A 26,827-nucleotide genomic window follows, 5' to 3' on the forward strand; every position below is an offset into this window, starting at 1 on the left:
CCGATCCGGTGTGTCCAACATCGTCCCACGCACCGCCCCGAGCGTCAATTCGTTACGCATCCGATCTGGCCTCGATCCAGTCGCGGGTTACCGTTCGCCAACCACCCGACCGGACCAAGCACCTGATATCGAAAGCGAACACGAGGCCATTTTCGCTCGAAATTATTTCGCCGCCGTCGCCTCGATCTCGACCAGGAACGCCGGCCCCGCCAACGCTGCCACCTGAACGGTCGATCGCGCGACGGTGTTGGGGTTCTCTGCCGTCCCGAAATACATCTTGAACGCGTCGTTCATGCCCGCAAAGTCCATCTTTCCGCCGAGCTTCGGATCGCCCGCGACGAACACGGTGAGCTTGATGATGTCGCCCATCGCATAGCCCTGCGCCGCGAGTATCGCCTTGATCTTGCTGAAGACGCTGATCGTCTGCGTCTTGGTATCGCCGAAATCGGCGGTCGTCATTTGTGCCGGCGGTGTCTTGCTGGCCGGATCGATGGGAGCCGCCAGCTGCCCGCTAAGATACAGCATCTTCGCCCCCGCCGGCACGGTGACGCCCTGAAGGATCAGCCCGGGCGGCGTGTTGGCGTGCCGAACGATCGCCGGCTTGGAATCGGCGGCCATCGCCAAGCCAGGCAAGGCGAGCACCGTGCAGATCGCCACGGCCAGCGCGATGGAGTTCGTCTTGATCGTCATATGTTTCTCTCCCCGTTGCGGATGCGAATGGTTCGGGCGCGGCACGGTTTGGCACCGCGCCCGATCTCTTCGAAGCTGACCGTCTCGCGGGCGGAATACTTACCCTTCGATCCTGTCGAGCCGAACGTCCACGTCATGCCGCGCGTCGCGAGCGGTCCGCCCCCAATGCGGCCCGGTTAGCGCCTTGCGCCGCAACCCGCCTGGCCAGCGCCATGACTTGGCCCTGGGCGGACTGGATGCCGCCCTCCTGCCAGCCCGGAGTCTGGCTGAGTGCGGCGGAGGCGAAATAGACGCGGCCGTCGGGCTTCTGCAGCAGGCGGAACTCGGGCGTGTCGATATGCCCCTCCTGCCGCCCGTTCGCGCTGCCCGCATTCCAGTCGGGCCACGGCCCCAGGCTGTACGGGATCTTGTGCCAGTTCACCGCGATGCCGTTGACCAGATCGCCGCCATGCCCCGGATGCAGCCGGTCGATCACCCCGCGCGAGAACGCGATCTGCTCCGCGATCGGCCGCTTGGCGAACTCGGCGGCGTTGGGGCCCGACGAATAACAGCCGAGAATCATGCCGCGCGCGGAATGCAGGCCGGCGGACGGATACCAGATCAGCGTGGTAGGGCCGCCGACGAACGAGATGCCGCCATAGATCTGTTCGCGTTCCCAGAAGCGCGGGCTTTCGAACGCGACCTTGTTCGAATGATCGTAGACCACCCCGGCGATCGTCTTCTTCAGCGCGGGCGAGAAGTCGGCATCGATCGTCGCGAGCACCGGGAACGGGATCGTGCAGATGATGTAATCCGCCTTCACGGTGTCGACCACGCCGCTCGCCTTGTCGCGGTAGATCACATCGACGCCGCGCGCGGTGTGACGAATTTTCGTGACCTCGGCGCCGCGGATCGCCGGGCGGCGCAGGTTGCGATCGAACCCGGCATGGATCCGGTCCATGCCCCCGACGGGCTCGAACATCGTCGCCTGCATGTAGAGATTGTCCTCGAACAGCGTCATCGGCAGCCGTTCGTTCGCCAGCAACTGGTCCATCGGCACCGCGCTGCCTGCCGACGAGAAGGTGACGCCTGCCCCCGGTGCAGTCCCGAACCCCGATCGTTCGGTGCCCGCGAACGCATAATCGGTGCCGAGATCGCCGTATGCCTTGAGGAACGGCAAGAGTTTCTGCTTGTCCGCCGCCGTCACCGACTGGTCGAGCGCACCCTGGTTGATTGCCTTCGCCAACAGTTCAGCGATGTGGCCGCGCATGTCGTTGATCGCGGTCCGCATACGGATCTTGCTGCCGTTCTCGCCCATGACATAGGCAGAACGGCTCGAATTGACCTCGACCTCCAGCGGCACGTCGAACTTCTTCGCGTACCCGATCAGTCCCTGGTGAAAGCTCGGGATACGCGCCGGCCCCGCGTTGAAGTAGATTCCGTCGGAGAACTTGGCAGTCTGCGTCTGCTCCCCGATCATCTCGATCTTGTCGCCGTCCCGCACCGTCCAGGCGCGCCCACCGACCCGGTCTCGCGCTTCGAGCAAGGTGACCCGGAAGCCAGTCTGCTCCAGCTCGTAGGCGGCGGTCAGCCCGGCGATCCCGGCCCCAAGCACGACTACGTGCGTTCCCTTGCCCAAATTCGGCGTCAGCGTGGCGAGCGCTTCGGCATGCGACGTGCCGATCAATCCTTCGGTTAGTCCCAGCGCCTGCATCGCACCGAGTGTCGCGCTCAGCCCTCCCATCAGGCCAAGTCGTCGCAATATCGTCCTGCGTGTAATCGCGGCGTGTGTAGTCATCGAGGCCCCCCGAGGCGACAAGCCTTCCCAGCGCTTGCCGGACGTCAGCAACACCGCCGGGTCGAACCCTTCAGCGGCCTCGCAGGATCATCATCCCCCGATCAATCCCGATGGACGTCAGACCAGGAACGGAAAAGAACACATCGTTCCTTTCCGCGCGGTAATCCGACACGTTGCATCTTTTGACTGAACGAATCGGATTGAAAATTGCTTCAGCATGTAACGCAAATGAAATCTTTCTTGCCGGGGAACTCAACCGTCGTTGCCGATCCACGACTTGTCCGGCGGACCTACAGGTCTTGAATTCCGCTCGACCTCCGGCCAATTCTCGGACTGATCCTTTCACCAAGAGACCGTCACATCCTATGACCACTGAAACCGCCCCAGCACCTGAAACCTCCGCCCCCAAAACCCATGCCTTCGAGGCGGACGTCGCGCGGTTGCTCCACATGATGGTGCATTCGGTCTATTCGGATAAGACCGTATTCCTGCGCGAACTGATCTCGAACGCCGCCGATGCGTGTGAAAAGCTGCGGTATGAGTCGTTGAGCGCGTCCGAGTTGCTTGGCGACGAGACCCGGCTGGCGATCGCGATCACGCTCGATCCCGACGCCAAGACGCTGACGATCGAGGACAACGGCATCGGCATGACCGCCGATGACATGGGCGAGGCGCTCGGCACGATCGCGCGCTCGGGAACCAAGGCGTTCATGGATCGGATCGCGGCGTCGAGCGGTTCGGATGGCGCGCAGTTGATCGGCCAGTTCGGCGTCGGCTTCTATTCCGCGTTCATGGTCGCATCGAAGGTCGACGTGATCTCGCGGCGCGCTGGCGCGGACATTGCCTCGCTCTGGTCGTCGGACGGCCTCGGCACCTACACGATCGCCGACATGCCGACCGCCAACGCCCCTGCCCGCGGCACCCGCGTCGTGCTGCACCTGCTCGAAGACGCGACCACCTACACCGACCGGTTCACGGTCGAGCGCCTGATCAAGGACCAGTCGGGCCACGTACCCGTGCCGATCACGCTGCGCGAAAAGCCCGATGCCGAGCCGGTCGACATCGCCGACGGCGCCGCGCTCTGGACCAAGCCGAAGGCGGATATCTCGGTCGAGGACTATGCCGATTTCTACCGCAGCGTCTCCGGCCAGTATGACGAGCCCGCGCTGACGCTCCACTACCGTGCCGAGGGGCTGCACGAATATTCGGTGCTCGCCTATGTGCCGGGCGCCAAGCCGTTCGACCTGTTCGACCCCGACCGCAACGGCCGCATGAAGTTATACGTCAAACGCGTCTTCATCACCGACGATGCAGAAGTCTTGCCCCGCTATCTCCGCTTCATGCGCGGGCTGGTGGATTCATCCGACCTGCCGCTCAATGTCTCGCGTGAGATGATCCAGGAAAGCCCGATGCTCTCGGCGATCCGCAAGGGCGTGACCGGCCGCGTACTGTCCGAACTCGAGAAGCTCACGACCCGCGATCCTGACGCGTATGCAAAAATTTGGGAGAATTTCGGCGCGGTCCTGAAGGAGGGGCTGTACGAGGATTTCGAACGGCGCGAGGCGCTGCTGAAGCTCGCCCGGTTCAAGACCACGACGTCCGGCGGTGCTTGGCGTTCGGTTGCTGACTATGTCGCGGCGATGAAGGACAACCAGACCGCGATCTATTACGCGGTCGGTACCGATCTCGACCGCCTCGAAGCCTCGCCACAGCTCGAGGGGTTCCGCGCGCGTGGGATCGAAGTGCTGTTGCTGCCGGACTCGGTCGACGGCTTCTGGGTGACGGCGGGCATCGATCATGACGGCAAGCCGTTCAAGTCGGTCACACAGGGCGCTGCCGATCTCGGCCTGATTCCGCTCGTCGACGGTGCCGAGCAACCGACCGCCGATGCTACGCCGGCGGTCGCCGACTTCATTGCATTCGTGAAGACGACGCTCGCAGATGCCGTTTCGGAAGTCCGCGCGTCCGAGCGCCTAACCGACAGCGCGGTCTGCCTCGTTGCAGCGGACAGCGGCATGGACCGCCAGCTCGAACGCATCCTCGCGGCGAGCGGTCAGGCGATGCCGGCGGCCAAGCCGGTGCTGGAGATCAACCCGCGCTCGGCATTGATCGCCAAGTTGGCAGCGCTCGGCGAGGACGAGACGGCCCTGCGGGAGGACGCGGCGCATCTGTTGTTCGACGAGGCGCAGATCGCCGACGGGGAGCGCCCGATCGATGCCCGGGCATTCTCCGCTCGCCTGACGCGGCTTTTCACGCGCGCGCTGGGCTAACCGCCCCGACCGCGGTTTCGCAAGTTTGCGGAACCGCGGTCCAGCGACTACCCCGCTCCAAAGACTGAGGAGCAGGATATGTCGCCCATTCTAGACCGTCGCCAGATGCTGACCGGCGGCGCGGCCATCGCTGGCCTGTCGCTCGGCTCTACCGCCGTGTTTGCGCAAAGCGACCGGATCGAGAGCCTGATCGCCAAGATGACGCCCGCCGAAAAAGCGGGCCAGCTCAGTTGCTTCTCGGATCAGATCCGCCCGATCGGCGTCCCCTTCAATCCTGGCCTTGCGACGGGTGGCGCAGCGGAGCAGCTTGCTCGGATCAAGACCGGGCAGATCGGCATGCTCTTCAACGGTGTCGGCTATGCCGGTGCCAAGGCGGCGCAGGACGCCGCGCTCGCGACCCGCTTGAAGATTCCCCTGATATTCGCTGGCGACGTGATCCACGGCTTGCGCACCGCCTACCCGCTGCCGATCGCGGAGGCCTGCGCGTTCGACCCCGACTTGGCAATGCGCACCGCACGCGCGGCCGCGCTTGAGACCACGGCGCTCGGCATCCACTGGACCTTTGCACCGATGGTCGACGTTGCGCGCGATCAACGCTGGGGTCGTGTCGCGGAAGGCTCAGGCGAGGATCCGTATCTCGGCATGGAACTGGCTAAAGCACGCGTCCGCGGTTTTCAGGGCAACGATCTTCGCGACCCTACGCGCGTCGCTGCCTGTGCCAAGCATTTCGCCGCATACGGAGCGGTTTCCGGGGGCCAGGATTACAACTTCACCGAAATATCGCCCGCAACGCTGCACGAAGTCCATCTGGCGCCGTTCAAGGCTGCGGTCGATGCTGGCGTGGCGACTTTGATGAGCGCGTTCAACGACATCGATGGCGTTCCTTCCAGCGGCAATCACTGGCTGATGACCGACCTGCTGCGCGGCGAATGGCGGTTCCGCGGGATGGTGGTCGGCGACTATACCGCGGACGAGGAACTGATCGCGCACGGCTATGCCGCCGATGGCCGCGACGCCGCGAAGAAAGCGTTCATGGCGGGGATGGACATGGCCATGCAGTCCAACCTGTTCAATCTGTGGCTACCCGACCTCGTCGAGAAGGGCGAGGTCCCGCTCGCGCGGCTCGACGAAGGCGTTCGACGCGTGTTGCACCTGAAGGATGCGATCGGCCTGTTCGACAACCCCTATCGCTCGGTCAGCCAGAAGGCGGAACGCACCAGCGTCTCGACGCCCGCCATGCTGAAGCTTAGCCGCGAGGCCGGGGCGCGTTCGATCGTATTGCTAAAGAACGACGGTAACCTGCTGCCCTTGAAGAAGAACCCGGGCCGCATCGCCTTGATTGGCCCGTTCGGGGAGGATCGCAAGAACGTCGTCGGCACCTGGGCGTTTATGGCCGACGAAAAGCTCAACGTCTCGATCGCGCAGGGGCTCCGCGCGCGCGGACTGACGGTCACGACGGAGCCGGGGTCCGAAATCGAAGCCCCCCTGCCCGGCGGAATTGCCGCCGCCGTCGCCGCTGCGCAAAACGCGGACATCGTCCTGCTCGCGGTCGGTGAATCGCAACTTATGTCGGGCGAAGCGCAATCGCGTACCGAAATTACTATCCCCGCACCACAGATGGCGCTCGCCGAAGCCCTCACGAAGACCGGCAAGCCCATGATCGTCCTCCTCCGCCACGGCCGTGCTCTTGCTCTCCACGGCGCAGTGAAGGCCGCACCAGCGATCCTTGCGACATGGTTTCTTGGATCCGAAAGCGGCAACGCGACCGCCGACGTTCTGTTCGGTGACGTCAACCCTTCCGCCAAGCTTTCCACCAGCTTTCCCAACGAGAGCGGGCAGGAACCCTATTTCTACAATCACAAGAACACTGGTCGCCCGGCGCCGGATACGGGTAGCCAGGAATACAAATCGCGCTACCGCGAGACCAAGAACGAAGCGCTTTATCCGTTCGGTCACGGCCTGAGCTACACCAGCTTTTCGGTCTCGAACGTAGTCGTGCCAGCGCGGATGACCAGTGCGCTCACGGTGACCGCCATCGTGACGAATACCGGTGCCCAAGCCGGCGACGAAGTGGTGCAGCTCTACATCCACGACCGGGTCGCCAGCCGCACCCGACCGGTCCGCGAACTCAAGGGGTTCACGCGCGTCTCACTGGCGCCGGGCGCATCGAAGCGCGTGACACTGACCTTGAAGCGCGAAGACCTGCACTTCTGGGGTGACGGCGATTGGGTGATCGAGCCGGGCCTGTTCGACCTGTGGGTTGCGACGAGTTCGGTCGATGGCGAGAAACAGAGCTTCGAACTCGTATAACCTTGCTCGTCCGCGAAGCTACATCCGCACGACCCTGTTTCCGATCCGCTCGGCCTCTTCAGGGTCGTGCGTGACCATCAGGATCGGAAGCTTGAGAACGTCGCGGACATGCTCGATCGCCAGCATGATCTCCTCGCGGCGCGCACGGTCGAGCGACGACAGCGGTTCGTCGAGCAACAGGAAGCGCGGTTGGCTGAGCAGCGCCCGGCCAATCGCCACCCGCTGTGCCTCGCCGCCGGAGAGTGTGCGCGGCCAGCGATCGAGCAGATGGCCGATACCGAGAAAGCCGATGATGTCCTCGAACCGCTCTGCCTCGCCACGGACGCCGTACAGCAGGTTCGCGCGCACGCGCATATGCGGGAATAATCGCGCTTCCTGAAAGACATATCCGGCCTTCCTGCGCTCGGGTGGTACGTCCAAGCCGTCACCGAACAGTGTTTCGCCATCGACCGCGATCCGGCCGCGATCAGGGCGGAGTAGCCCGGCGACCATGTTAAGAACGCTCGACTTGCCGACGCCCGACGGACCGAACAGCACCGTCGCCCCCGCGCCTGCCTCTAGCTTCAACGACACCTGCGTGTCCCCGAGGCGCTTCTCGATATCGATCTCAAAGGACATGGAGACCCCGCCCCGCACGGCGCGTCAACAGCTCCGACGCGATCAGAGCGATCAACGACAAGCCTACGGATACGCACGATAATCGCCACACAAGCGCGTCGGCGCCGGGTTGTTGGAGCGCGGAATAGATCGCCAGCGGCAACGTCTGCGTCTCGCCGGGCACGTTGGAAACGAAGGTGATCGTCGCGCCGAACTCACCGATCGACCGCGCGAACCCGAGCACCGCGCCGGCCAGTACGCCGGGGATACTGAGGGGCAACGTCAGCGTCCAGAACACGCGCCACGGACCCGCACCCAGCGTTCGCGCCGCATTCTCGAGCCGCCTGTCGACCGCCTCGATCGAGATCCGCATCGCACGCACCATCAATGGCAGCGCCATGACGCCCGCCGCGATCGCCGCCCCGGTCCAGCGGAACAGGACCGTCACGCCGAACAAGTCCTGCAGCCAAGCGCCGATCGGGCCATTGGGTCCGAACGCGAGCAGCAACAGCCAACCGGTGACGACCGGCGGCACGACCAACGGCAGATGGATTGCCGCGTCTACGACGACTTTGCCCGGAAAACGGACGCGCGCGAGCAGCCAAGCGAGCGCAAATGCGATCGGCAAGGTCACCGCCATCGCGACGCCGCCGACCTTCAACGACAGCGTGACGATCCCCCATTCGGTCGCGTCGAGCACTAGCGCGTGGAGAACCCGTAGCGGACGAAGATTGCCTTGCCCGCAGGCGAGACGAGGAAGCGGCGGAAGCCCTCCGCCTCCGGGTTTGTGGACGTCTTCAGCCGCGCGATCGGGTAAGTGATCGCGGGATGCGTCGCCTCGGGGAAGACGCCGGCAATACGAACCTTGGCCGACGCCTTGGCATCGGTCGCGTAGACGATCGCGAGCGGCGCCGCGCCACGCTCGACCAGCGCCAGCGTCGCGCGGACATTTTCCGCGCGCACCACCTTCGGCGACACCTGTGCCCAGACGCCGAGCTTCTCGAGCGACGCCTGCCCGTATTTTCCGGCGGGCACGGCGGTATCCGCCATAGCCAACGGTCCGGCGGTCAGTACGCGAACGAGCGCAGCGGGTGGGCGCACCGGGATTCTTACCTTGCTACCCGCCGGCGCCGCGACCACGAGGCGGTTCCCGAGGAACGTGACACGGGTGCTGGCGATGATCAGGTTCTTCGCGGCAAGTGCGTTCATCCAGTCCTCGTCCGCCGACACGAACAAATCCGCCGGTGCACCGGACTCGACCTGCCGCGCGAGCGCCGACGATGCCGCGAACGAGATCGTCGGCTTCACATGCCCCTTCTTTGCCCATGCGTCCGCGGCCGCGGTTAGCGATTCCTGCAACGAAGCTGCGGCGAGCACCAACGGAGGGCGCTGTTGTGCGTGGGCACCCGACGCCCCAAGACTGACCGCCATCACCACCGCCGACGTCAGATACCGCATACTGCTTGCCCCTCGAACTCTGCGCGTACCGATATATAGCGCCGGGCCATAACGCCAGCCGGTTCGATATGTTGCGTGCTTAGTTCGCCGTGACCCGCCCGGTCCGCGCCAGCTTACCCCAGCCGACCAGCGGTCCGCGCAACGCCTGCGCGATCGCCTTCAGCACTACGTAGTACATCACCTGACGGTAGCCGATCCGCTGCGGGATCAGCAGCCAGAGCAGCCGCCAGCGCTCCTTGCGCTCCAAGGCGAACGCGATCGTCGCGGCGAGCAGGTCGATCGCGGTGAAGATCAGCCAATAGGCCAGCATCGTATAGACGTCGTGGCTGGTCTGCTCCCAGCCATGCGCCTGCACTGCAAGATACGTTGACGCGAAGCTGACGAGCAGCGCGAGATCGATGATCGGCGAGATCGAGGCGAGGATGATCTGGAACACGATCGCCTGCGGCAATCCGACCCAGCCGAGCCCACGCGGGTGCGACCGGCCGATCGCTGAGCGGTGCTTGTAGAGGCACTGCAACGTGCCGAACGCCCAGCGGAATCGCTGTTTGGCGAGCGCACGTATCGTCTCGGGCGCCTCGGTCCAGGCGATCGCGAACTGGTCGTACTGCACCTTCCAGCCGTGACGCTGGATCGCGATCGTGAGGTCCTGGTCCTCGGCGAGCGTATCGTCGGGATAGCCGCCAACGCTGCGGATCGCCTCCAGCCGCCATGCGCCGACCGCGCCTGGCACGACGGTCATCGCGTTCAGCCAAGCGAGCGCGCGGCGTTCGAGATTCTGTGCGGTGATGTATTCGAGCGCCTGCCATTTGGTGATCAGGTTGACGCGATTTCCGACCTTCGCGTTACCCGCGACCGCGCCGAGCTTCGGATCGTCGAACCAGCGCGCGAGGCGGGCGATCGTCATCGGTTCGAACTGCGTATCGGCGTCGAGCGCGATCACGATCTCGCCGCGTGCAAGTTCGAGTCCGCGGTTGAGCGCGCGTGCCTTGCCGCCATTCTCCAACGTCAGCAGGCGGACGCGGTCGTCGCCGGCGAACGCCTCGGCGACGACGCGGCTGGTGCCGTCGCTGGAACCGTCGTCGATCACGATCACTTCGATCGCGACTTCCGCCGAGGCGAGCACCCCCTGCACAGCCCGGACGATCACGCGCTCCTCGTTGAACGCGGGGATCATCACCGTGACGAAACGCGACGGATCAATCGCCGGGAACACCGTCTTCAACTCGCGCCGCGCCTGGATCAGCGCGAGCGCCGACAGGGCCAGCGCGCGGATGATGCCAATCGTGATCGCGATCCCGAAGATCCAGCGAAGCGCGACGACGATGCCGCCGAGCGTGCTGAACAGCGCGAGATCGGCGACCGCGGCGACGCGGTCGCTCGACGAGATCACCGGCATCGACTGGTTGCGTGACAGCCCGGCGAGTGTCGAGACGGGAACGAAGCTGTAGCCCATCGCCCGCAACCGCTCGATGATGATCGGGAGTGCGGCGACGGTCTCGGCGCGGTTGCCGCCAGCATCGTGCAGCAGGATGACGTTGCCGCTGCGTTCCGGGTTGCCGGCCTCGACGCCGGCGATGGTGCGGTCGATGATCGCCTGCACGCCGGGGCGCTTCCAGTCGTCGGGATCGACGTGGAGACCGACCGAGATATAGCCGCGCTGCTGCGCCTCTAGCGCGGGCAGGATCTCGTCCGCGGTGCTCGGCTCGGCATCGCCGAAATAGGGGGCGCGGAAAAGGCGGAGCGAACGCCCGGTGAACGCCTGGAACAGGCGCTGCGTCGTGTTCAGTTCGTACTTCACCTGCCGCTGCGAGACGTTGGCGAGATTCGGATGCGTATAGGTGTGGCTGCCGATCTCATGGCCTTCATCGACCATTCGTTGGAGCAAAGGCCGCTCGGTCAGCGCATTCTCGCCGATCACGAAGAACGTCGCGGGCGCATGCTCGCGCTTGAGGATGTCGAGGATCTGCGGCGTCCATTCGGGATCCGGCCCGTCGTCGAACGTTAGCGCCAGTTGCTTCGGACGATAGCCGGTCCGCACCACGACATAAGGCGACGGCATCCGCGTGAAGTTGACGTCGGCGATCGTGCCGTCCTTCGCCGGCACCGCGTCGCGAATGCCGGTGACGGGCTCGGCGGCGATCTTGAGGATTTCGCCGCTGCCCTCGATATCGACATTGGTGCCGGCCGGCATGTTATCGATGGCGTCGGGGATCGGTAGTTTGCGATGATCGCGGCCCCAGATCGACCAGAGCCCGGGATCTTCCGAGCCGAGACGCCAGAGCGCCACGCTGCCGAGACCCGCCTTTTGCAGGAACGCGATCTGGTTATAGGCAGACGCCGCGTCGAGCAGCCAGACCTGGTGCTGCACGCCGCCCTCGGAATAGGCGAAGCTGCTGTTGCCGCTGGTCTTGTCGAAGGTCGGCATCGTGCCCGAGTCCGCTGCGGCCTGCCAAGCTTCCTCGACGTCGAGCGCATCGCCGTTGCCACTGTCCGCACCGGCATGCCAGTCGTACGCGTAGGAGCCGATCGCCACCACCAGCTTCGACGGGGGAATGCCGCGCGCGGCGTCGGCGACCATGCGCGCGAACCAGCGTTGCGACGCGATCGGGCCGGGTGCGCCGCTCGTCTCGTGCTCGTCATAGGCCATCAGGAAGACCTTGTCGGTCACCTTGGCATACGCGGGCAGGTTCCAGTCGGGGTTGGCGACCGGCGCCGCGATCGCGACGACCCAACCGCGCGGCGCAAAGCGCGCGCGCGTTTCGGCGAGAAAGGTGCGGTAATTGGGCTGCGCCGATGCGGGCAGGTCCTCGAAATCGTAGAACACGCCGCCGGCATGGTTTGCGCTGAGGAACGGCACCAGCTTGTCGAGGAAAGCCGCGCGCGCCTTCGGATCGGCGAACAGCGCGGCACTGCCGGCGCCATCCCAGTTGCCGTCGACGGCGTTCTGCACCATCGGCAGGATCATCGGCCGGTGGACCGCCTTGTTGAGGATGTCGCGTCCGGCCTGGTCGCGGAACACCGTGATGTGGTGATCCTTGCCCGTGATCGAGACCCAGCCGGGGATCAGCCAGTCGAGTTGTTCGACGTGCCGCGCAAGGCTAGCCGTGCTGGCTTCGTCCCACGGCGCGTGGAAGGCGATCGCGAGCGGCGGGTTGGCGCCGTTGCCGACACCGGGCTTGGCCGCGCTCGTCCCGAACAGCTGCTTGGCGTAGTAATTGAGGTCGCGCCGGGTCTCGCGGAAGATGCCGCCGCGCGGTGCGGGCAGCTTGTGGAGCGCGGGATGCTCTGGCTCGATCGGGAGCAGCGGCGCAGTCGGCACCGCACCGATCGAGACGGCGAACATCGCGATCGACAGCAGAAGCAGGGCGATGAACGCCGCGACGCCAAAGGTGAACCGCCGACGACGACGGCCGCTTGCATCATAGAATACGGGATTGAGCGACATGGAGCGAGTATCAACCGGCCGAAGGAAAACGGCAACTCGCCGTGACGTTTGCGCTACAATGCCGTTTGCGCCCGCGCTGCTGAAAAATGCGTCACGCTTGGTTTAGGTAGCGACGTCAAACTCACTGCATCCCCTCCCGCGTGCGGGAGGGGACCGAGGGGTGGGCGCCCGGCCCGAACACATGCTGCGCTTGACGATAGCGCGAGCCCACCCCCGACCCCTCCCGCATGCGGGAGGGGGGAAGAGATCAGCGGAACTTGCCGCTGAGCGAAACGCCGATGATCCGCGGTTCGTTGAAGACCGCCGCCATGTAGTTCTCGATCACGCCCTTGAGGTTCTTCTCGCCGGTGATGTTGCGGGCGAACACAGCCAGTTCGTACGCATCGTCCGGGGCCGCGTAACCGATCTTCAGGCCGCCCTCGAAGTTGCCGTTCGCGGTGAACTCCTTGGTCTTGTACAGCACGAACTGCGTGTAGCCCTGGATGTTGAAGTCACCCGCGATGAACGCGCGACCGCCATTGCCGAGCGGCTGGTCGTAGCGCGCAGTGAGGTCGACGTTATACTCCGGCGCGTTGGGCAGCGGCTCGCCGTCGATCTTGACCAGGTACGTCGTACCGAACGCGCCGACGATCGCGCGCGGCGTTCGCGAGGGCGTGCAGACCACGATGTTGTTGAGCGCGCAGATCTGCACTTCGGTCGTCTTGTCGCGGATCGCGCTGTGCAGCAGGCTCAGACCTGCACCCAACGTGAGGTTCGGGACCGGCCGCCAATTGGCTTCGGCTTCCATGCCGTATGCCTCGGCCTTGTTGCCGTTGAACAGGATGCCGTTGCCGTTCACATCGTTGCCGTTGAGCTGGATGTCGTTGACGCGGTAGCCGAACACCGTCGCATTGAGGCTCAGCGTGTTGTCGAGCAGGCGCGTCTTGATCCCCGTCTCCCATGACAGGATCGTCTCCGAGTTCGCGGTCGAGAAGTCGGAGTTGAACACCGCCGAACGACCCTGGATCGTCGGTCCGCGGAAGCCCTGGGCGACGCGCGAATACAGGCTAATGTCGGGGCTCGCCTGGTACAGGATGCTCGCATCCCAGCTCGGCTTGGTCGACTTCAGCGTGACGTCGCGGCGGAAGTTGGTCGGATACTGATTGACGCCAGCCGCATTCTGAACGGTCTTCAGCAGCTGCGTACGCTTCTTGTCCTCGGTGATGCGGCCGCCAAGCGTTACCGTCAACTTGTCCATCAGCTCGTAGCTGACCTGGCCGAAGCCCGCCCACGAGGTGTTGACGTCATGCAACCGCACCCAGTTGTTGGGATTGCGCGCCGCCGTGGTCAGGAAGAACGTCCGCTGGTAGAAATCGGTGATGTCGCGGTTGTCGAAGTACAAGCCGCCAAGCTGCCAGTTGAGGCGGCCACCAGGGGTGCCGGCAACGCGCACTTCCTGCGACCATTGATCGAGATCGCGGATCTGGCCCTGCGACTGGCCGAAGCCGTTGGCGACGCCGCGGATCGGGAAGTTCGCACCCGCACCACCATCGGTATCGCCGCGGCTGAACCCGGACGTGGTCTCGTATGCCGTGATCGAGGTCAGCGTGGCTGGACCAAAGTCGTAGGACGCACGCGCCGAGCCGCCATAGGTATTGTAGCTCTGCGGGTTGTCGTTCCCCTCGTCGAGCGACACGGTGTTGCGCGGCTCGGCGGAGACGTCGTTCGAACCCTTCTTGAGCGCGCCGCGGTGGAACAGCGTCGAGGTGCCGTCATACCAGCGCGCGTGGCCAGACAGGTCGAGGGTGAAGCGCTCGCCCGGTGTCAGCGCAAGCTGCACGCGGACGTTGCGATCGTCGAAGCCACCCATGGCGTCCTTGCGCGGCGTCGCGGTGCTGTCCTGGCTTACACCGGCATAGGCGTTGTCGATGTAATCCGAGCGGTGCTGAAGCAGCGTCGACAGGCGGATCGAGAGGAGGTCCTTGATCAGCGGACCGCCGACGCCCGCGTCGAGGCTGACGCTGCCGTAGCTGCCGACCGAGGCCGATGCACGGCTCTCGAAGTCGTTGGTCGGCTTGTTCGTGTCGAACTTGATGATGCCGGCGGTGGTGTTGCGCCCGAACAGCGAGCCCTGCGGACCGCGCAAGACTTCGACCTGGCGTACGTCGAACACCGGGTTCGACTTCAGGACGACATGCTCGAGGATCACGTCGTCCTGGATGATCGTGACCGGCTGCGACGCGCCGAGGTAGAAATCGATGTTGCCGAGGCCGCGGATGTAAAAGCGCGGGAAGATACGGCCGGTGGTCGATTCGACGTACAGGCCGGGGACGCGACCCGACAGCGCGAGCAGCGTGTCGTCGCCGCCTGCGGTATAGGCGCGCAGTGCGTCACCCGATGCGACGCCGACCGAGAGCGGGACCTTCTGGAGGTTTTCCGACCGGCGCTCGGCGGTGACGACGATGTCGTCCAAGCCTTCCTCGGGGGCAGCCTGCCCAGCCTGAGTCTGGGCCTGATCCTGGACCGGCGCGGCCTGTGCGAACGCAGCCGATCCACCCACAACCGAACCAAACGCGACGCCGAGCATCAACGCCGACTTAACGACCGAAATCTTCACGATGATATTCCCCAATAGTGCAGCGGCGTCCCTGACGACCGGCCGCACATCCCAATACGCAACGTCGCTACGCGCCATCGACCGCCCTCCCCGGACGGCCCGACGACGCCTCGCGACGCTCACTCCCCGGCTCGGTGGTTAGGCGGGGATTGTGTTGGTATGATGACAGTTGGTTACGGCGTTTTGGGGCGAGTGCAGGTTTGCGACACAGTGCGATAATTTTGCCGATGGCAGCGAGCGGAAATGCCGTGCTAGCTTCGCCCTATGGACTTCGTAACGCGATTTTGGCTGACCATTCGGCGTTCGGGTTGGTTCGAGCCCAGTGCGCTGGGCGACATCTTCCCGTTCCCGTTCGCCTGGCAGGCTTGGTCGATCATGGCGGCATTTATCGCCGCGATTGCAGCGAGCGTAGTACTGCACGGCGAAGCGGCGTGGCTGACGCGGATTATCCTGTGCGTCGGCTACATCGCGTTTGGGGTCGCGACGTACGAGTGACGGCGACGGGCGGTGATGCGCCGTTCCAGCGCGGGTAGGCATTCGGGGTTTGGGTTGACGAGTGTTTCAACGTCGCTCCTCCACTCCGGACAGGTTCGGCGTCGATGCCCACGGGCTAGGGTAGCATGTTTCCCCGCGAAGGCGGGGACCCAGACTGGGCTCCCGCCTTCGCGGGAGAACAAGGAAGAGCGAACTGGCTTTCGAACTCAACCTAAGCCGCGCCACGGCAAAGCCGCGTCGTCGGACGACACGACCGAGGACAAGCTCGGCCGGTCGCCGTCCGGCTTGGCGCAAGCCTCACCTAAGCTGCTGCGCCGCTTAGCCTCGGACGCCTACGCGTCGTCGCCCATCCTCAGCGCTGCGATGAAGGCCTCCTGCGGGATGCTGACCGAGCCGTATTCGCGCATCTTCAGCTTGCCCTTCTTCTGCTTCTCCAGCAGCTTCTTCTTACGGCTGGCGTCGCCACCATAGCATTTGGCGGTCACGTCCTTGCGCATCGCGCTGATCGTCTCGCGCGCGATCACCTTGCCGCCGATCGCCGCCTGGATCGGGATCTTGAACAGATGGCGCGGGATCAGTTCCTTCAGGCGCTCGACCATGCCGCGGCCGCGCACCTCGGCGGTGCCGCGGTGGACGATCATGCTGAGCGCGTCGACCGGCTCCTCGTTGACCAGGATGCCCATCTTGACGAGATCGCCCTCGCGATAGCCGATCTGGTGGTAATCGAAGCTGGCATAGCCCTTCGACATCGATTTCAGCCGATCGTAGAAGTCGAAAACCACTTCGTTCAGCGGCAGTTCGTAGGTCGCCTGCGCACGACCGCCGACATAAGTGAGGTTCTTCTGGATGCCGCGACGGTCCTGACAGAGCTTCAGGACGCTACCGAGATACTCGTCGGGAACGTAGATCGTCGCCTCGATCCACGGCTCGCTGATCGTCGCGATCTTGTTCGGCTCGGGCATGTCGGCGGGGTTGTGCAGCTCGATATGCGTCGTGCCGGACGGATCGGGGTGGGTCAGCTCGATCTCATAGACGACGGACGGCGCGGTGGTGATCAGGTCCAGATCATATTCGCGCGTCAGCCGCTCCTGGATGATCTCCAGATGCAGCAGCCCGAGGAAGCCGCAGCGGAAGCCGAAGCCCAGTGCGGCCGAAGTCTCCATCTCGAACGAGAAGCTCGCATCGTTGAGGCGCAGCTTCGAGATGCTCTCGCGCAGCTTCTCGAACTCGGCGGCATCGACCGGGAACATCCCGCAGAACACGACCGGCTGGACTTCCTTGAAACCCGCGAGCGCTTCGAGCGCAGGCCGCTTCGCATCGGTGATCGTGTCGCCGACGCGCGTTTGCGCAACCTCTTTGATCTGCGCGGTGATGAAGCCCATCTCGCCGGTGCCGAGTTCGGTCAGCTGTTCGATCTTCGGACGGAAACAGCCGACCCGGTCGACCAGGTGCATCGTCCCGGTCTGCATGAACTTGATCTGCTGGCCCTTTTTCAGGACGCCGTCGATCACGCGTACCAGGATGACGACGCCGAGATACGGATCGTACCAGCTGTCGACCAGCATCGCCTTCAGCGGCGCCTCCGGGTCGCCGCTGGGCGGCGGGATCTTGGTGACGATCGCCTCGAGGATCTCGACGATGCCGATCCCGGACTTCGCCGACGCGAGTACCGCCTCGGATGCATCGATGCCGATCACGTCCTCGATTTCCTTGCGGACCTTCTCGGGTTCCGCGGCGGGCAGATCGATCTTGTTGATCACCGGCACGATCTCGTGGTCGTGCTCAATCGACTGGTAGACGTTGGCGAGCGTCTGCGCCTCGACACCCTGCGCGGCATCGACCACCAGCAGCGCGCCTTCGCACGCGGCCAGGCTGCGGCTCACCTCATAGGCGAAGTCGACATGCCCCGGCGTGTCCATCAGGTTGAGGACGTAATCGAGACCGTCCTTGGCGTGATAGGCAAGGCGCACGGTCTGCGCCTTGATCGTGATCCCGCGCTCCTTCTCGATGTCCATGTTGTCGAGCACCTGCTCGGACATTTCGCGCGCGGTGAGGCCGCCAGTTTCCTGGATCAGCCGGTCGGCGAGCGTCGACTTACCATGGTCGATATGGGCGATGATGGAAAAATTGCGGATGCGGTCGAGCGGAGTCATGGCGCGCTCCTAGCAGCGACACCGCGTGCGCGATAGATCGCGGACACACTCCATAATTGTCTTGAACGTTCGGGATGTCGCGGCTAGGGCGCTCACCGGCAATGTTGTCGGGGCGTGGCGCAGTCTGGTAGCGCACTGGTCTCGGGGTCCAGGGGTCGTAGGTTCGAATCCTATCGCCCCGACCATTGCCGATTTTACGGGGTGAGTTTGCCCCCTCCCCGAACCCAAACTCTCCGTGATGATGTAAGCGCGCACCGCCCGGCGGGCCGCCCTGCTGCCGAGTCAAAACTCAGCGCTCTAGAACGCGTTGGCGATCCGCTTCTGCATCGACCGAACCGGGCTCGCGATCACCTCCGGCATATCCTGCGCCTCATCCATCAGGGCCACGCGTCGATGCAGGTCGGTGCTGGACCCGATCATCTCGCGCGCACGCGTCGGCAGCATCGCGAGCAGCGCCGCATCGGTAATCGGCGCATCGCCCAGCCGCCGCGAGGGATCGAGCGCGTCGCGGGGGCGCAACTCCCCGGCCTGGACCGCGCGCTGCGTCAGCAGCCACGCGATGACGTGCATCAGCCGCGTCGTTACCTTGAGCGATTCGCAACTGAAGCTGACCCGGATCAGCGGATCGAGCGCCTCGCGTTCGACCCGCCCGGCTTCGTCGAAATAGGTCCGCGCCTCGTCGGCCAGCAGCATCGCTTCGCTATACAGAGCGTCGATCAGGCGGCGCTGCATCCGCGATTCATAGCCGGCGTGGGTCATCGATTGGACAAATGGCACACCGGCCAGACGTCATCCAGAGAGGTTAACGACGCGCTAACCATTACCTGTCCCAAAATGCGCCAGTACGTGCGCGTTCCAGTTTAGGACGTTGCAATCACGCGATAATATCCGGGATCAGCAGGTCTTCCAGCAAGGCAATTTCGTCGCGAAGCCGCAATTTGCGCTTCTTGAGCCGCGCCATCTGCAACTGGTCGGGCGTCGACGCTAGCGCGAGGGCAGCGATCGCGTCGTCGAGATCGCGATGCTCGATCCGCAATGAATCAAGTCGAACTCTTGTCTGCGCGTCGTCCACTCGCCCCCCGATGGCTGCCGTCGTGTTCGGTGCCCTTAGCAAACGCAGCGCAGTGCGCGAGTGCGAAACCGTCCCTGCAAGGCGGACCGGGGTCGAAAACGTACTTCACGACGAAGCGCGACCTCTCCGCGCATAATCGGTCCGTCGCGCCAAATCGTTCGCCCAATCGATTTGGTCCGTTTCCGATGAAGACATTTCGATGACGGAGTGGTTTACTCCGTTCCCCAACCCGAATGCAGGAGGCAACCCACCGTGCAGACGACTCATCAGACAGCCCTGGAAACCAAGCATGCCGTGCTGGAGCAGCGGATCGCCGACGAAACGCACCGTCCGCTACCCGACGCGAACCTGTTGGCGAGCCTGAAGAAGCAGAAGCTGCGACTGAAGGAAGAGATCGTCAGCGTATAACGGTCGCCGAAACTGCTCCCCGGGTCGATCCGGGGAGCCACTTGCCGGAGTTACAGTGGCTTCGGATTGCGCAAGGCGTACGCGCTGTCCGACGCCTTGACAGTATAGGACGGCGACGAGGGTTTGGTCCCACCGGGAGATTTGCGCACGAGCAGCGGATCGATCGGCGAGTCGAGCGATATGCCCATCCGCCCCTCGGTACACCACGCAACCGTGCCGGCGACCTCGCCGATTCCGCGCAACGTCACCGTGACCGGCGTCCCGACATCGACGACCTTGGCAAGCTCGGCCATCAAACCCGTCTCGGATAGATTACGAACCCTAGCCTCGCGCGCGATCGTCTCGTCGCCGATCCGCACCTGCGCGACCAGCAGCAAGCTGTCCCGCTCGCGCTGTCGCCGGTTCTCGTTGCCGCCGGGCGACCCGGTGTCGATGCTCATGCCGCGACCGATTTTACCATGATCGAACACAGCTTTCTCTTCCCCGTCGGTGGGCGCAATCAATCCTCGCGCGACACCTTCTCGTTACGCTCGTGCCGTTCCTGCGCCTCGACCGTCATCGTCGCGATCGGTCGTGCCTCAAGTCGCGCCAAGCTGATAGGCTCGCCGGTGACTTCGCAATAGCCATATTCGCCTTCGTCGATCCGCCGGATCGCGGCTTCGATCTTGGAGACGAGTTTGCGTTGACGGTCGCGCGTGCGCAGTTCGATCGACCAGTCGGTCTCGCTCGACGCACGATCGGTGAGATCCGCCTCACGCAGCGAATCGACCTGCAACTGCGAAAGCGTTTCCTGCGACTCCCGCAGGATCGATTCCTTCCATTCCTGAAGCTTGCGGCGGAAATACGCCTGCTGCTTCAAGCTCATGAACGGCTCGTCCGCGTCTGGACGATAACCATCCTCGCCGCTGTCGTTGGCGGCCTCTCGACTGGAATTCCCGGTATCGTCCACACGATTCATTACGGTCGCCATACCACTCTCCCTCTGGCCCCGTCGCATCAGCCTCGCTGATTTCCAAGGACCGCCCCCAAATGGTGAAAGCGCCTATAGTCTCACGGGCATGCGACCACAAGCGACAGCGCTTGCGCATTCTGCCCCGAAACCGACATTATTGCGGCGCCCGGATAACGCATGTCGCGTCAGCGTTTTTCGGCACGGGACGGATTCGTGGGATGCCTGGGCTATACTTTGTCCCAGCCCGGCACGTTAACGATGACGCACTGGTTTCCGCATAAGTAAATCCTCGTTTAACCATCCGGAATGTGGTTAAGCCACTTGCGCTTAACGCTTTGTTTTGCAGTTAGTCGGATAGCAGTTCCGAATACTGCGTACGGGGATCCGGCAACACGAGGGTGCCGGCAACGAAAGAGTGACGATATGTCGGTGAGGATGGCCCTGGCGAAATTGTGCGCGTGCGCGTGCGGTGGCGCTTTGATCGGCGGCGGCGCGGTGCATATTGCCGAGCGCCCGCAGCGAACCGCCAATACCAAGCGAGTCTTGGTCAAGCGAGTCGCGCGGCCACAGATCGCCGCCGTGACTCGGCCGCGCGTCCGCCGCGTGGTCACCACGACTCGCCAGACGTGCGCGCCGACCGTTGTAACTGTCGCGAACGCAGCGCCCGTCCCGGTTCCGGTCGGCACCGGTTACATTGGCGGCGGCGGCGCGGGTCCGGACCCGATCGCGGTCGGCGGCAGTGGCGGGTTCTTCGGTACGCCCGGCGGATTCGGCGGCGGGTTCGGTGGTGGCTTTGGCGGCGGGTTCGGTGGCAGCGGCGGATCGAGCGGGAGCATCGTCATCTCCTCGACGTCGAGCGGCGGATCGACCTCGACCGGTGGATCGTCGACCAGCAGCGGCGGGTCTTCGACATCGAGCGGCGGATCGTCGACCAGTACGGGTGGCGCGACCATTTCCAGCACATCGTCGACCGGTGGCTCGAGCGGCAACGTATCGTCCGCATCGGGTGGCTCAAGCGGCAACGTCTCTTCGGCCTCGGGCGGATCGAGTGGCGACGTATCGTCCTCGACCAGCAGCGCATCGTCGGCGTCGTCGGCCTCCTCCGCGTCGTCGGCCAGCAGCGGCAGTTCGTCGGGGTATGGATCGAGCAGCAAGGGTTGGGGATCCAGCGGCGGCTGGAACTCGACCGGCGGCTGGAGCTCGAACGGATCGTCCGGCAGCTCCGGATCGTCGGGAAGCAGTGGCTCGTCCGCGAGCGGATCGAGTGGTTCGAGCGCAAGCAGTGCCAGCAGTGCGTCGAGCGCGAGCAGCGCAAGTTCGAGCGGCAGCACGGGATCGAGCGGCGGTCCGCCGGCACCCGTTCCCGCTCCGCCGATGGTGTTGCTGTTCGGTGCGGCAGCGGCAGCGCTCGTCGCGCGCAAGCGTTTTGCCAAAACGAAGGCGGTTGCAGCTTAACCTCTGGAACTTCGCATAGAAAAGGCCCCGCCGGAGATCCTCCGACGGGGCCTTTTTCTTGATCTGCGATCAGGCGTTCATGAGGGCCTTCTCGATGTCCTTGATCGGGTGCCCGGTCAGGTCCTTGTCTAGCTCGCCCTTGAGGCGGCTGGTGACTTCCTTGTGGTAGTGCTTGCGCAGTTCGCCGAGCGTCTTCGGCGGCGCGATCACGATCAGCGAGTCATATTTGTTCTTCAGCGCACCGGTCTTCAGAAAGTCGGCCGCGTCGGCGGCAAAGCGGTCTTCCTCGATCTGGTGAAAGTCGGTCGGCTCTACCGAACTCTGGACACCGCCCTGTGGCGACGAGGCACGGCCTGCTGAATCGGTCGCCTGGTCACGCGTCGCCGGATTGTCCTGCTCCTGCGCTTTCTCGACGACGAGATTGGGGAACTCGGCGTCGCCCTCGTTGCGCAGGAACAGCATTTTCCGGCCGTCCGCGACGAGCACGACGGAGTTGTGGGGAAGATGCATGCGTGTCTCTCCTTTTCGCTATGCGTATGCGGGGTGAACGCGCCGCCTACCGGGGAGGTTGCGCCGCCTTGCGTACGCCCCCGCCGGTCGGCATAGCCCGACCATGCACGACATACGCCTGATCCGCGACGATCCCGCCGCCTTCGACGCCGCCCTCGCCAAGCGGGGTGTCGCACCGCAGTCCGCATCGCTGGTGACGATCGACGAACACCGCCGCGCGACGATCGCGGACTCACAGACCGCGCAGACCCGACGCAACGAACTGTCGAAGGCGATCGGCCAGGCCAAGGCACAGAAGGACGAGGCCAAGGCGCAGGCGCTGATGGCCGAAGTCGCGAGCCTGAAGGAGGCGCTGCCCGCTCTGGAAGCCGATGAGGCGCGGCTTGGCAGCGAACTCCAGGCCATGCTGGCCGCGATCCCCAACCTTCCCGCAACCGACGTGCCCGAGGGCGGCGGCGAGGACGACAACGCGCTGGTCCACACGCGTGGCACGCCGACGACGTTCGCGTTCACGGCGCGCGAGCATGACGCGATCGGCCCTGCGATCGGCCTCGATTTCGAGACCGGGGCGGCGATGTCGGGCGCGCGCTTCACGCTGGTTCGCGGGCCTGCCGCCAAGCTGCAACGTGCACTCGGGCAGTTCATGCTCGATCATGTCGCCGACGCCGGTTTCGAGCAGGTCTCGCCGCCGCTGCTCGTCCGTGACGAGGCAGTGTTCGGCACCGGCCAGCTGCCCAAGTTCTCGGAAGACCTTTTCCGCACCACCGACGGCCGCTGGCTGATCCCGACTGCGGAGGTGAGCCTCACCAACATCGTCCGCGAACAGATCCTGAGCGAAGCCGAATTGCCGCTGCGCTTCACCGCGCTGACGCCGTGCTTCCGCTCCGAGGCGGGCGCTGCGGGTCGCGACACGCGCGGCTACATCCGCCAGCATCAGTTCGACAAGGTCGAGATGGTCTCGATCGTCACCCCCGACATGTCCGAAGCCGAGCATGAGCGCATGACGGCGTGCGCGGAGGGCGTGCTCGACGCGTTGCAGCTACCGTTCAGGCGGATGCTCCTATGCACCGGCGACATGGGCTTCACCGCAGCACGCACCTACGATCTCGAAGTCTGGCTGCCGGGCCAGGCGCGCTATCGCGAGATCAGCAGCGTCTCGACCTGTACCGATTTCCAGGCGCGCCGGATGAACGCGCGCTATCGACCCGAGGGCGAGAAGGGCACGCGGTTCGTCCACACGCTCAACGGCTCCGCGCTCGCGGTCGGCCGGACGCTCGTCGCGGTGCTGGAGAATTACCAGCAGGAGGACGGCTCGGTCGCAGTGCCGGCGGTGCTCCAGCCGTATCTCGGCGGGCTGACCATATTGGAGCCCAAGCGCTGATGCGGATTCTGCTGACCAACGACGACGGTTATCATGCGCCCGGCCTGAAGGTGCTGGAAGCGATCGCCCGGACCTTGTCCGACGATATCTGGATCGTCGCGCCCGCCGAGGAACAGTCAGGCGCTGGGCATTCGCTCACGCTGTCGCGACCGATCCGGGTGCGGAAGCACGGCGAGAAGCGGTATGCCGTCGCGGGCACGCCGACCGACGCGGTGATGATGGCGCTCGCCAAGATCATGAAGGATTGCCCGCCCGACCTGATCCTGTCGGGCGTCAACCGGGGCGCGAACCTTGCCGAGGACGTGACCTATTCGGGCACGGTGTCGGCGGCGATGGAGGGCGCGCTGGGCGGCATCCGGTCGATCGCGCTGAGCCAGATCTACAGCCGCGAAGGCATGGGCGACAGCGTGCCGTTCGAGGCAGCGGCGGCATGGGGCGAACGCGTGTTGCGGCCACTGGTCGACGCACCCTTGGCCCCGCGCACGCTGGTCAACATCAACTTTCCCGCCGACCCGGCTGACGCGGTGAAGGGCGTGCGCGTCGTCGGCCAGGGTTTCCGCGATTACGGCCGGTTGCAGATCGTCAGCAACACCGATCCGCGCGGCTACGAATATCACTGGTTCGCGCTTGGCCGGACCGTCGAGACGCCCGCGCCCGCGACCGATCTCGAAGCGACGGCGGCGGGGTACGTCTCGGTCACGCCGCTGCACCTCGACCTGACGCATTTCGAGTCGATGGACATGCTGACGCAGGCCTATCGTTGATGCGGCGTGCGGGCGTCCTGGTTCCACTGGCGACGCTCGCGCTGACCGCGTGCATTCCGCACGTCGATCGCCCCGCCGGCTACGATAACCCGCCACAGCGTCCGTACCGTTCCCCGCCCCGCCGTGACGATCCGCCCCGCCCGCGCGACGATTCGCCGCGTGAGGATATGCCGCGCGACGACCGGCCACCGCAGGACATTCCCGGACGCGACACCGGTGAGGTCACCACCCTGCCCGCCCCGCGCCCCGCCTGGGAGGCACGCCCCGTCAGCGCCGATGCGAAGACGATCCCCGACACGACCTATGTAGTCCGGCCCGGCGATACGCTGAGTCGCGTGGTCGATCGCAGCGGTGCGAGCCTCGAAGCGATCGCGCGCGCGAACGACCTAGAATCCCCCTATTCGATCCAAGCCGGCCAGCGGTTGCAGATCCCCGGCGGCCGCTATCACCAGGTCCGCCGCGGCGAGACCGGGATCGCGATCGCTCGCGCATACGGGGTCGAATGGTCGCGGATCGTAGCCGCCAACGCGCTCGTCGAACCCTACGTGCTCCGCGCCGACCAGCGTATCCAGATCCCTGGCGAGCCGAGCGGCGGCACCGCGAGCGCATCGGAACGCGCGCAGGCTTTCACGCTCGACATCGACGACATCCTGACCGGCGGCGAACCCGCGCTCGCCAGCAACCAGGCGCCGGCAAGACCGATCGCGACACCGCGGCGCGTGCTGCCCTCGAACGCGGTCGTCACCGCGCCGGCGCGACTCGCAAGCGGCGGGTTCCTCTGGCCGGTCGACGGCAAGGTCGTGAAACGCTTCGGCCATGGTGCGAGCGGCGAACGCAACGACGGCATCAAGATCGCCGTACCGGTCTCGACCCCGATCCACGCGGCCGCGGACGGCGTCGTCGCGTATGTCGGCGATGGCATCGCCGCGCTCGGCGGGTTGGTTATCATCAAGCATGGTGGCGGCTGGACGAGCGTCTACGGCCACGCGTCGAAGCTGCTCGTGCAACGCGGCCAGAGCGTCAAGCGGGGCCAGACGATCGCGCTGTCGGGCGATACGGGGTTTGCGGATCGCCCCGAACTGCACTTCGAACTTCGCAAGGGGCGGACTCCGGTGGATCCAACGTCGCAGCTGCCTCGAACGTGATTCTCCCCTCCCGCTTGCGGGAGGGGTCGGGGGAGGGCATGGGGGCGAGGAAGCCCCTCCCCTAACCCCTCCCGCCAGCGGAAGGGGAACGAGACGCACCATGACCTACCAGTCCGACCTGCTCACCACGCTGACCTCGCGCGGCTATGTCCACCAGATGACGGACGCCGCCGCGCTCGATGCGCTCGCCGGCAAGCAAGTGGTGCCCGGCTATATCGGCTTCGACCCGACCGCGCCGTCGCTTCACGTCGGCAGTCTCGTCCAGATCATGCTGCTCCGCCGGCTGCAGCAGACCGGCCACAAGCCGATCGTCCTGATGGGCGGCGGCACCGGCAAGATCGGCGATCCGAGTTTCAAGGACGAAGCGCGCAAGCTGCTCGGCGAGGACGGAATCAAGGCCAACGTCGCCTCGATCCGCCGCATCTTCGAACGCTTCCTGACGTTCGGGGACGGCCCGACTGACGCGGTCATGCTCGATAATGCCGAGTGGCTCGACGCGCTCGAATACATCCCGTTCCTGCGCGATGTCGGCCAGCACTTCTCGGTCAACCGGATGCTCGCCTTCGACTCGGTCAAGCTCCGCCTCGACCGCGAACAGTCGCTGAGCTTCCTCGAATTCAACTACATGATCCTCCAGGCGTACGACTTTCTCGAACTGTCGCGCCGCGCCGAATGCCGCCTGCAGATGGGCGGCTCGGACCAGTGGGGCAACATCGTCAACGGCATCGAGCTCGCGCGTCGCATGGACTCGACCGAGGTCTACGGCGTCACCACGCCGCTGATCACGACCGCGGACGGCGGCAAGATGGGCAAGACGATGTCGGGTGCGGTCTGGCTGCACGAGGACCAGTTGCCGACCTTCGATTACTGGCAGTTCTGGCGGAACACCGACGACCGCGACGTCGGCCGCTTCCTGAAGCTGTTCACCGACCTTCCGCTCGACGAAATCACGCGTCTCGAGGCGCTCGAAGGCGCGGAGATCAATGCCGCCAAGATCGTGCTCGCCAACGAAGCGACCGCGATGTGCCGCGGCCGTGAGGCAGCCGAACAGGCCGCCGAGACTGCGAGGAAGACGTTCGAGGAAGGCGCGTCAGGCGACTCGCTGCCGAGCTACGCCGTTTCCGGTGGCTCGATCGGTGTCGTCGAGGCGCTGGTGGGGCTAGGCTTCGTCGCCTCCAATGGCGAGGCCCGCCGGAAGATCGCCGAGGGCGCCGTGCGTGTCGATGGCGAGGCCGTCCGCGAACCGACCACTAGCATCGACGTCGCATCGCCCGTCCGGCTCAGCCTCGGCAAGAAACGACATGGGATGCTAACCCCCTCATAATAGACGCATTCTCGTTTCGAAG

The 26,827-nt window shown here is 65.0% G+C and carries 22 protein-coding genes and 1 tRNA gene; 9 read left to right on the forward strand and 14 right to left on the reverse strand.

The window, feature by feature from the left end:
* Nucleotides 1–162: 162 nt before the first annotated feature.
* Entirely contained in the window at nt 163–690 is a 528-nt protein-coding gene (locus ASE69_RS01805; RefSeq protein ID WP_056482050.1) for a RidA family protein, read from the reverse strand.
* Nucleotides 691–823: 133 nt separating this feature from the next.
* The gene (locus ASE69_RS01810; protein WP_082452809.1) at nt 824–2,467 is read right to left on the reverse strand and encodes a flavin monoamine oxidase family protein; all 1,644 of its coding nucleotides are present in this window, start codon (nt 2,465–2,467) and stop codon (nt 824–826) included.
* A gap of 365 nt (nt 2,468–2,832) precedes the next feature.
* Here ASE69_RS01810 and htpG point away from each other — a divergent pair, with 365 nt between their 5' ends.
* Both htpG and ASE69_RS01820 read left to right on the forward strand, forming a co-directional pair.
* Nucleotides 2,833–4,737: a molecular chaperone HtpG gene (gene htpG / locus ASE69_RS01815; RefSeq protein ID WP_056482056.1), complete on the forward strand. Its 1,905-nt coding sequence runs from the start codon at nt 2,833–2,835 to the stop codon at nt 4,735–4,737.
* 78 nt (nt 4,738–4,815) lie between these two features.
* Nucleotides 4,816–7,047: a glycoside hydrolase family 3 N-terminal domain-containing protein gene (locus ASE69_RS01820; protein ID WP_082452766.1), complete on the forward strand. Its 2,232-nt coding sequence runs from the start codon at nt 4,816–4,818 to the stop codon at nt 7,045–7,047.
* An 18-nt stretch (nt 7,048–7,065) separates the two neighbouring features.
* Here the strand turns inward: ASE69_RS01820 and ASE69_RS01825 are convergent, their stop codons facing one another.
* The 5 genes from ASE69_RS01825 to ASE69_RS01845 all read right to left on the reverse strand — a co-directional run bounded on the left by ASE69_RS01825 (nt 7,066) and on the right by ASE69_RS01845 (nt 15,116).
* On the reverse strand, nt 7,066–7,665 hold the full coding sequence (locus ASE69_RS01825) for an ATP-binding cassette domain-containing protein (RefSeq protein ID WP_056482058.1): 600 nt from the start codon (nt 7,663–7,665) through the stop codon (nt 7,066–7,068).
* Nucleotides 7,655–8,344: a molybdate ABC transporter permease subunit gene (gene modB, locus ASE69_RS01830; protein ID WP_056482061.1), complete on the reverse strand. Its 690-nt coding sequence runs from the start codon at nt 8,342–8,344 to the stop codon at nt 7,655–7,657. Before modB ends, ASE69_RS01825 begins: the two co-directional genes overlap by 11 nt.
* A complete protein-coding gene (modA, locus tag ASE69_RS01835) occupies nt 8,344–9,102 on the reverse strand; it encodes a molybdate ABC transporter substrate-binding protein (protein ID WP_056482064.1) in 759 nt (252 codons plus the stop codon). The genes modB and modA overlap by 1 nt, the downstream gene beginning before the upstream one ends.
* 79 nt (nt 9,103–9,181) lie before the next feature.
* Nucleotides 9,182–12,550 carry a polysaccharide deacetylase family protein gene (locus ASE69_RS01840; RefSeq protein WP_056482067.1) on the reverse strand — a complete coding sequence of 1,123 codons (3,369 nt, stop codon included), beginning with the start codon at nt 12,548–12,550 and terminating at the stop codon, nt 9,182–9,184.
* Between the two features lie 247 nt (nt 12,551–12,797).
* A complete protein-coding gene (locus ASE69_RS01845) occupies nt 12,798–15,116 on the reverse strand; it encodes a TonB-dependent receptor (RefSeq protein ID WP_156362117.1) in 2,319 nt (772 codons plus the stop codon).
* Between the two features lie 294 nt (nt 15,117–15,410).
* Here ASE69_RS01845 and ASE69_RS01850 point away from each other — a divergent pair, with 294 nt between their 5' ends.
* Nucleotides 15,411–15,641, forward strand: coding sequence for a hypothetical protein (locus tag ASE69_RS01850; RefSeq protein ID WP_056482070.1), 231 nt, complete (start codon nt 15,411–15,413; stop codon nt 15,639–15,641).
* Between the two features lie 332 nt (nt 15,642–15,973).
* On the opposite strand, the gene lepA is transcribed toward ASE69_RS01850, so the two are convergent.
* Nucleotides 15,974–17,794: a translation elongation factor 4 gene (gene lepA, locus ASE69_RS01855; RefSeq protein WP_056049136.1), complete on the reverse strand. Its 1,821-nt coding sequence runs from the start codon at nt 17,792–17,794 to the stop codon at nt 15,974–15,976.
* A 108-nt stretch (nt 17,795–17,902) separates the two neighbouring features.
* Here lepA and ASE69_RS01860 point away from each other — a divergent pair.
* Nucleotides 17,903–17,979, forward strand: a tRNA-Pro gene (locus ASE69_RS01860).
* A gap of 112 nt (nt 17,980–18,091) precedes the next feature.
* On the opposite strand, the gene ASE69_RS01865 is transcribed toward ASE69_RS01860, so the two are convergent.
* Together ASE69_RS01865 and ASE69_RS01870 are read right to left on the reverse strand one after the other, a co-directional pair.
* The gene (locus ASE69_RS01865) at nt 18,092–18,553 is read right to left on the reverse strand and encodes a DUF1465 family protein (RefSeq protein ID WP_056482074.1); all 462 of its coding nucleotides are present in this window, start codon (nt 18,551–18,553) and stop codon (nt 18,092–18,094) included.
* A 115-nt stretch (nt 18,554–18,668) separates the two neighbouring features.
* A complete protein-coding gene (locus tag ASE69_RS01870; RefSeq protein WP_056482077.1) occupies nt 18,669–18,866 on the reverse strand; it encodes a DUF465 domain-containing protein in 198 nt (65 codons plus the stop codon).
* A gap of 252 nt (nt 18,867–19,118) precedes the next feature.
* Here ASE69_RS01870 and ASE69_RS20950 point away from each other — a divergent pair, with 252 nt between their 5' ends.
* Entirely contained in the window at nt 19,119–19,274 is a 156-nt protein-coding gene (locus ASE69_RS20950) for a YdcH family protein (protein WP_082441033.1), read from the forward strand.
* 50 nt (nt 19,275–19,324) lie between these two features.
* Here the strand turns inward: ASE69_RS20950 and ASE69_RS01875 are convergent, their stop codons facing one another.
* The 4 genes from ASE69_RS01875 to ASE69_RS01890 all read right to left on the reverse strand — a co-directional run bounded on the left by ASE69_RS01875 (nt 19,325) and on the right by ASE69_RS01890 (nt 22,191).
* Nucleotides 19,325–19,714, reverse strand: coding sequence for a PilZ domain-containing protein (locus ASE69_RS01875; RefSeq protein WP_056482992.1), 390 nt, complete (start codon nt 19,712–19,714; stop codon nt 19,325–19,327).
* Between the two features lie 59 nt (nt 19,715–19,773).
* Nucleotides 19,774–20,244 carry an RNA polymerase-binding protein DksA gene (gene dksA, locus ASE69_RS01880; RefSeq protein ID WP_056058504.1) on the reverse strand — a complete coding sequence of 157 codons (471 nt, stop codon included), beginning with the start codon at nt 20,242–20,244 and terminating at the stop codon, nt 19,774–19,776.
* Nucleotides 20,245–20,915: 671 nt separating this feature from the next.
* On the reverse strand, nt 20,916–21,647 hold the full coding sequence (locus tag ASE69_RS01885; protein ID WP_235517907.1) for a hypothetical protein: 732 nt from the start codon (nt 21,645–21,647) through the stop codon (nt 20,916–20,918).
* A 103-nt stretch (nt 21,648–21,750) separates the two neighbouring features.
* A complete protein-coding gene (locus ASE69_RS01890) occupies nt 21,751–22,191 on the reverse strand; it encodes a host attachment family protein (protein ID WP_056482080.1) in 441 nt (146 codons plus the stop codon).
* A gap of 103 nt (nt 22,192–22,294) precedes the next feature.
* On the opposite strand from ASE69_RS01890, the gene serS reads away from it, so the two are divergent.
* From serS to tyrS, 4 genes are all read left to right on the forward strand, one after another.
* Entirely contained in the window at nt 22,295–23,572 is a 1,278-nt protein-coding gene (gene serS, locus ASE69_RS01895) for a serine--tRNA ligase (RefSeq protein ID WP_056482083.1), read from the forward strand.
* Nucleotides 23,572–24,336, forward strand: a complete 765-nt coding sequence (gene surE / locus ASE69_RS01900; RefSeq protein WP_056482086.1) for a 5'/3'-nucleotidase SurE — start codon at nt 23,572–23,574, stop codon at nt 24,334–24,336. The genes serS and surE overlap by 1 nt, the downstream gene beginning before the upstream one ends.
* Complete coding sequence (locus ASE69_RS01905) at nt 24,336–25,481, forward strand: M23 family metallopeptidase (protein ID WP_056482089.1); 1,146 nt, start codon at nt 24,336–24,338, stop codon at nt 25,479–25,481. Before surE ends, ASE69_RS01905 begins: the two co-directional genes overlap by 1 nt.
* A gap of 100 nt (nt 25,482–25,581) precedes the next feature.
* Nucleotides 25,582–26,805 carry a tyrosine--tRNA ligase gene (gene tyrS / locus ASE69_RS01910; protein WP_056482092.1) on the forward strand — a complete coding sequence of 408 codons (1,224 nt, stop codon included), beginning with the start codon at nt 25,582–25,584 and terminating at the stop codon, nt 26,803–26,805.
* Nucleotides 26,806–26,827: the final 22 nt, after the last annotated feature.

Source organism: Sphingomonas sp. Leaf208 (genome assembly GCF_001421415.1).
GTDB lineage: Bacteria > Pseudomonadota > Alphaproteobacteria > Sphingomonadales > Sphingomonadaceae > Sphingomonas.

Excerpts from the sequence above, each read along its gene's own strand:
- tyrS (WP_056482092.1), top strand. The coding sequence starts at position 25,582 with ATGACCTACCAGTCCGACCTGCTCACCACGCTGACCTCGCGCGGCTAT.
- ASE69_RS01845 (WP_156362117.1), bottom strand. The coding sequence starts at position 15,116 with ATGCTCGGCGTCGCGTTTGGTTCGGTTGTGGGTGGATCGGCTGCGTTC.
- ASE69_RS01820 (WP_082452766.1), top strand. The coding sequence starts at position 4,816 with ATGTCGCCCATTCTAGACCGTCGCCAGATGCTGACCGGCGGCGCGGCC.
- ASE69_RS01875 (WP_056482992.1), bottom strand. The coding sequence starts at position 19,714 with ATGAGCATCGACACCGGGTCGCCCGGCGGCAACGAGAACCGGCGACAG.
- modA (WP_056482064.1), bottom strand. The coding sequence starts at position 9,102 with ATGCGGTATCTGACGTCGGCGGTGGTGATGGCGGTCAGTCTTGGGGCG.
- serS (WP_056482083.1), top strand. The coding sequence starts at position 22,295 with ATGCACGACATACGCCTGATCCGCGACGATCCCGCCGCCTTCGACGCC.
- lepA (WP_056049136.1), bottom strand. The coding sequence starts at position 17,794 with ATGACTCCGCTCGACCGCATCCGCAATTTTTCCATCATCGCCCATATC.
- ASE69_RS01905 (WP_056482089.1), top strand. The coding sequence starts at position 24,336 with ATGCGGCGTGCGGGCGTCCTGGTTCCACTGGCGACGCTCGCGCTGACC.
- ASE69_RS01865 (WP_056482074.1), bottom strand. The coding sequence starts at position 18,553 with ATGACCCACGCCGGCTATGAATCGCGGATGCAGCGCCGCCTGATCGAC.
- surE (WP_056482086.1), top strand. The coding sequence starts at position 23,572 with ATGCGGATTCTGCTGACCAACGACGACGGTTATCATGCGCCCGGCCTG.
- dksA (WP_056058504.1), bottom strand. The coding sequence starts at position 20,244 with ATGGCGACCGTAATGAATCGTGTGGACGATACCGGGAATTCCAGTCGA.
- ASE69_RS01810 (WP_082452809.1), bottom strand. The coding sequence starts at position 2,467 with ATGACTACACACGCCGCGATTACACGCAGGACGATATTGCGACGACTT.
- ASE69_RS01840 (WP_056482067.1), bottom strand. The coding sequence starts at position 12,550 with ATGTCGCTCAATCCCGTATTCTATGATGCAAGCGGCCGTCGTCGTCGG.
- ASE69_RS01825 (WP_056482058.1), bottom strand. The coding sequence starts at position 7,665 with ATGTCCTTTGAGATCGATATCGAGAAGCGCCTCGGGGACACGCAGGTG.
- ASE69_RS01805 (WP_056482050.1), bottom strand. The coding sequence starts at position 690 with ATGACGATCAAGACGAACTCCATCGCGCTGGCCGTGGCGATCTGCACG.
- ASE69_RS01890 (WP_056482080.1), bottom strand. The coding sequence starts at position 22,191 with ATGCATCTTCCCCACAACTCCGTCGTGCTCGTCGCGGACGGCCGGAAA.
- ASE69_RS01850 (WP_056482070.1), top strand. The coding sequence starts at position 15,411 with ATGGACTTCGTAACGCGATTTTGGCTGACCATTCGGCGTTCGGGTTGG.
- htpG (WP_056482056.1), top strand. The coding sequence starts at position 2,833 with ATGACCACTGAAACCGCCCCAGCACCTGAAACCTCCGCCCCCAAAACC.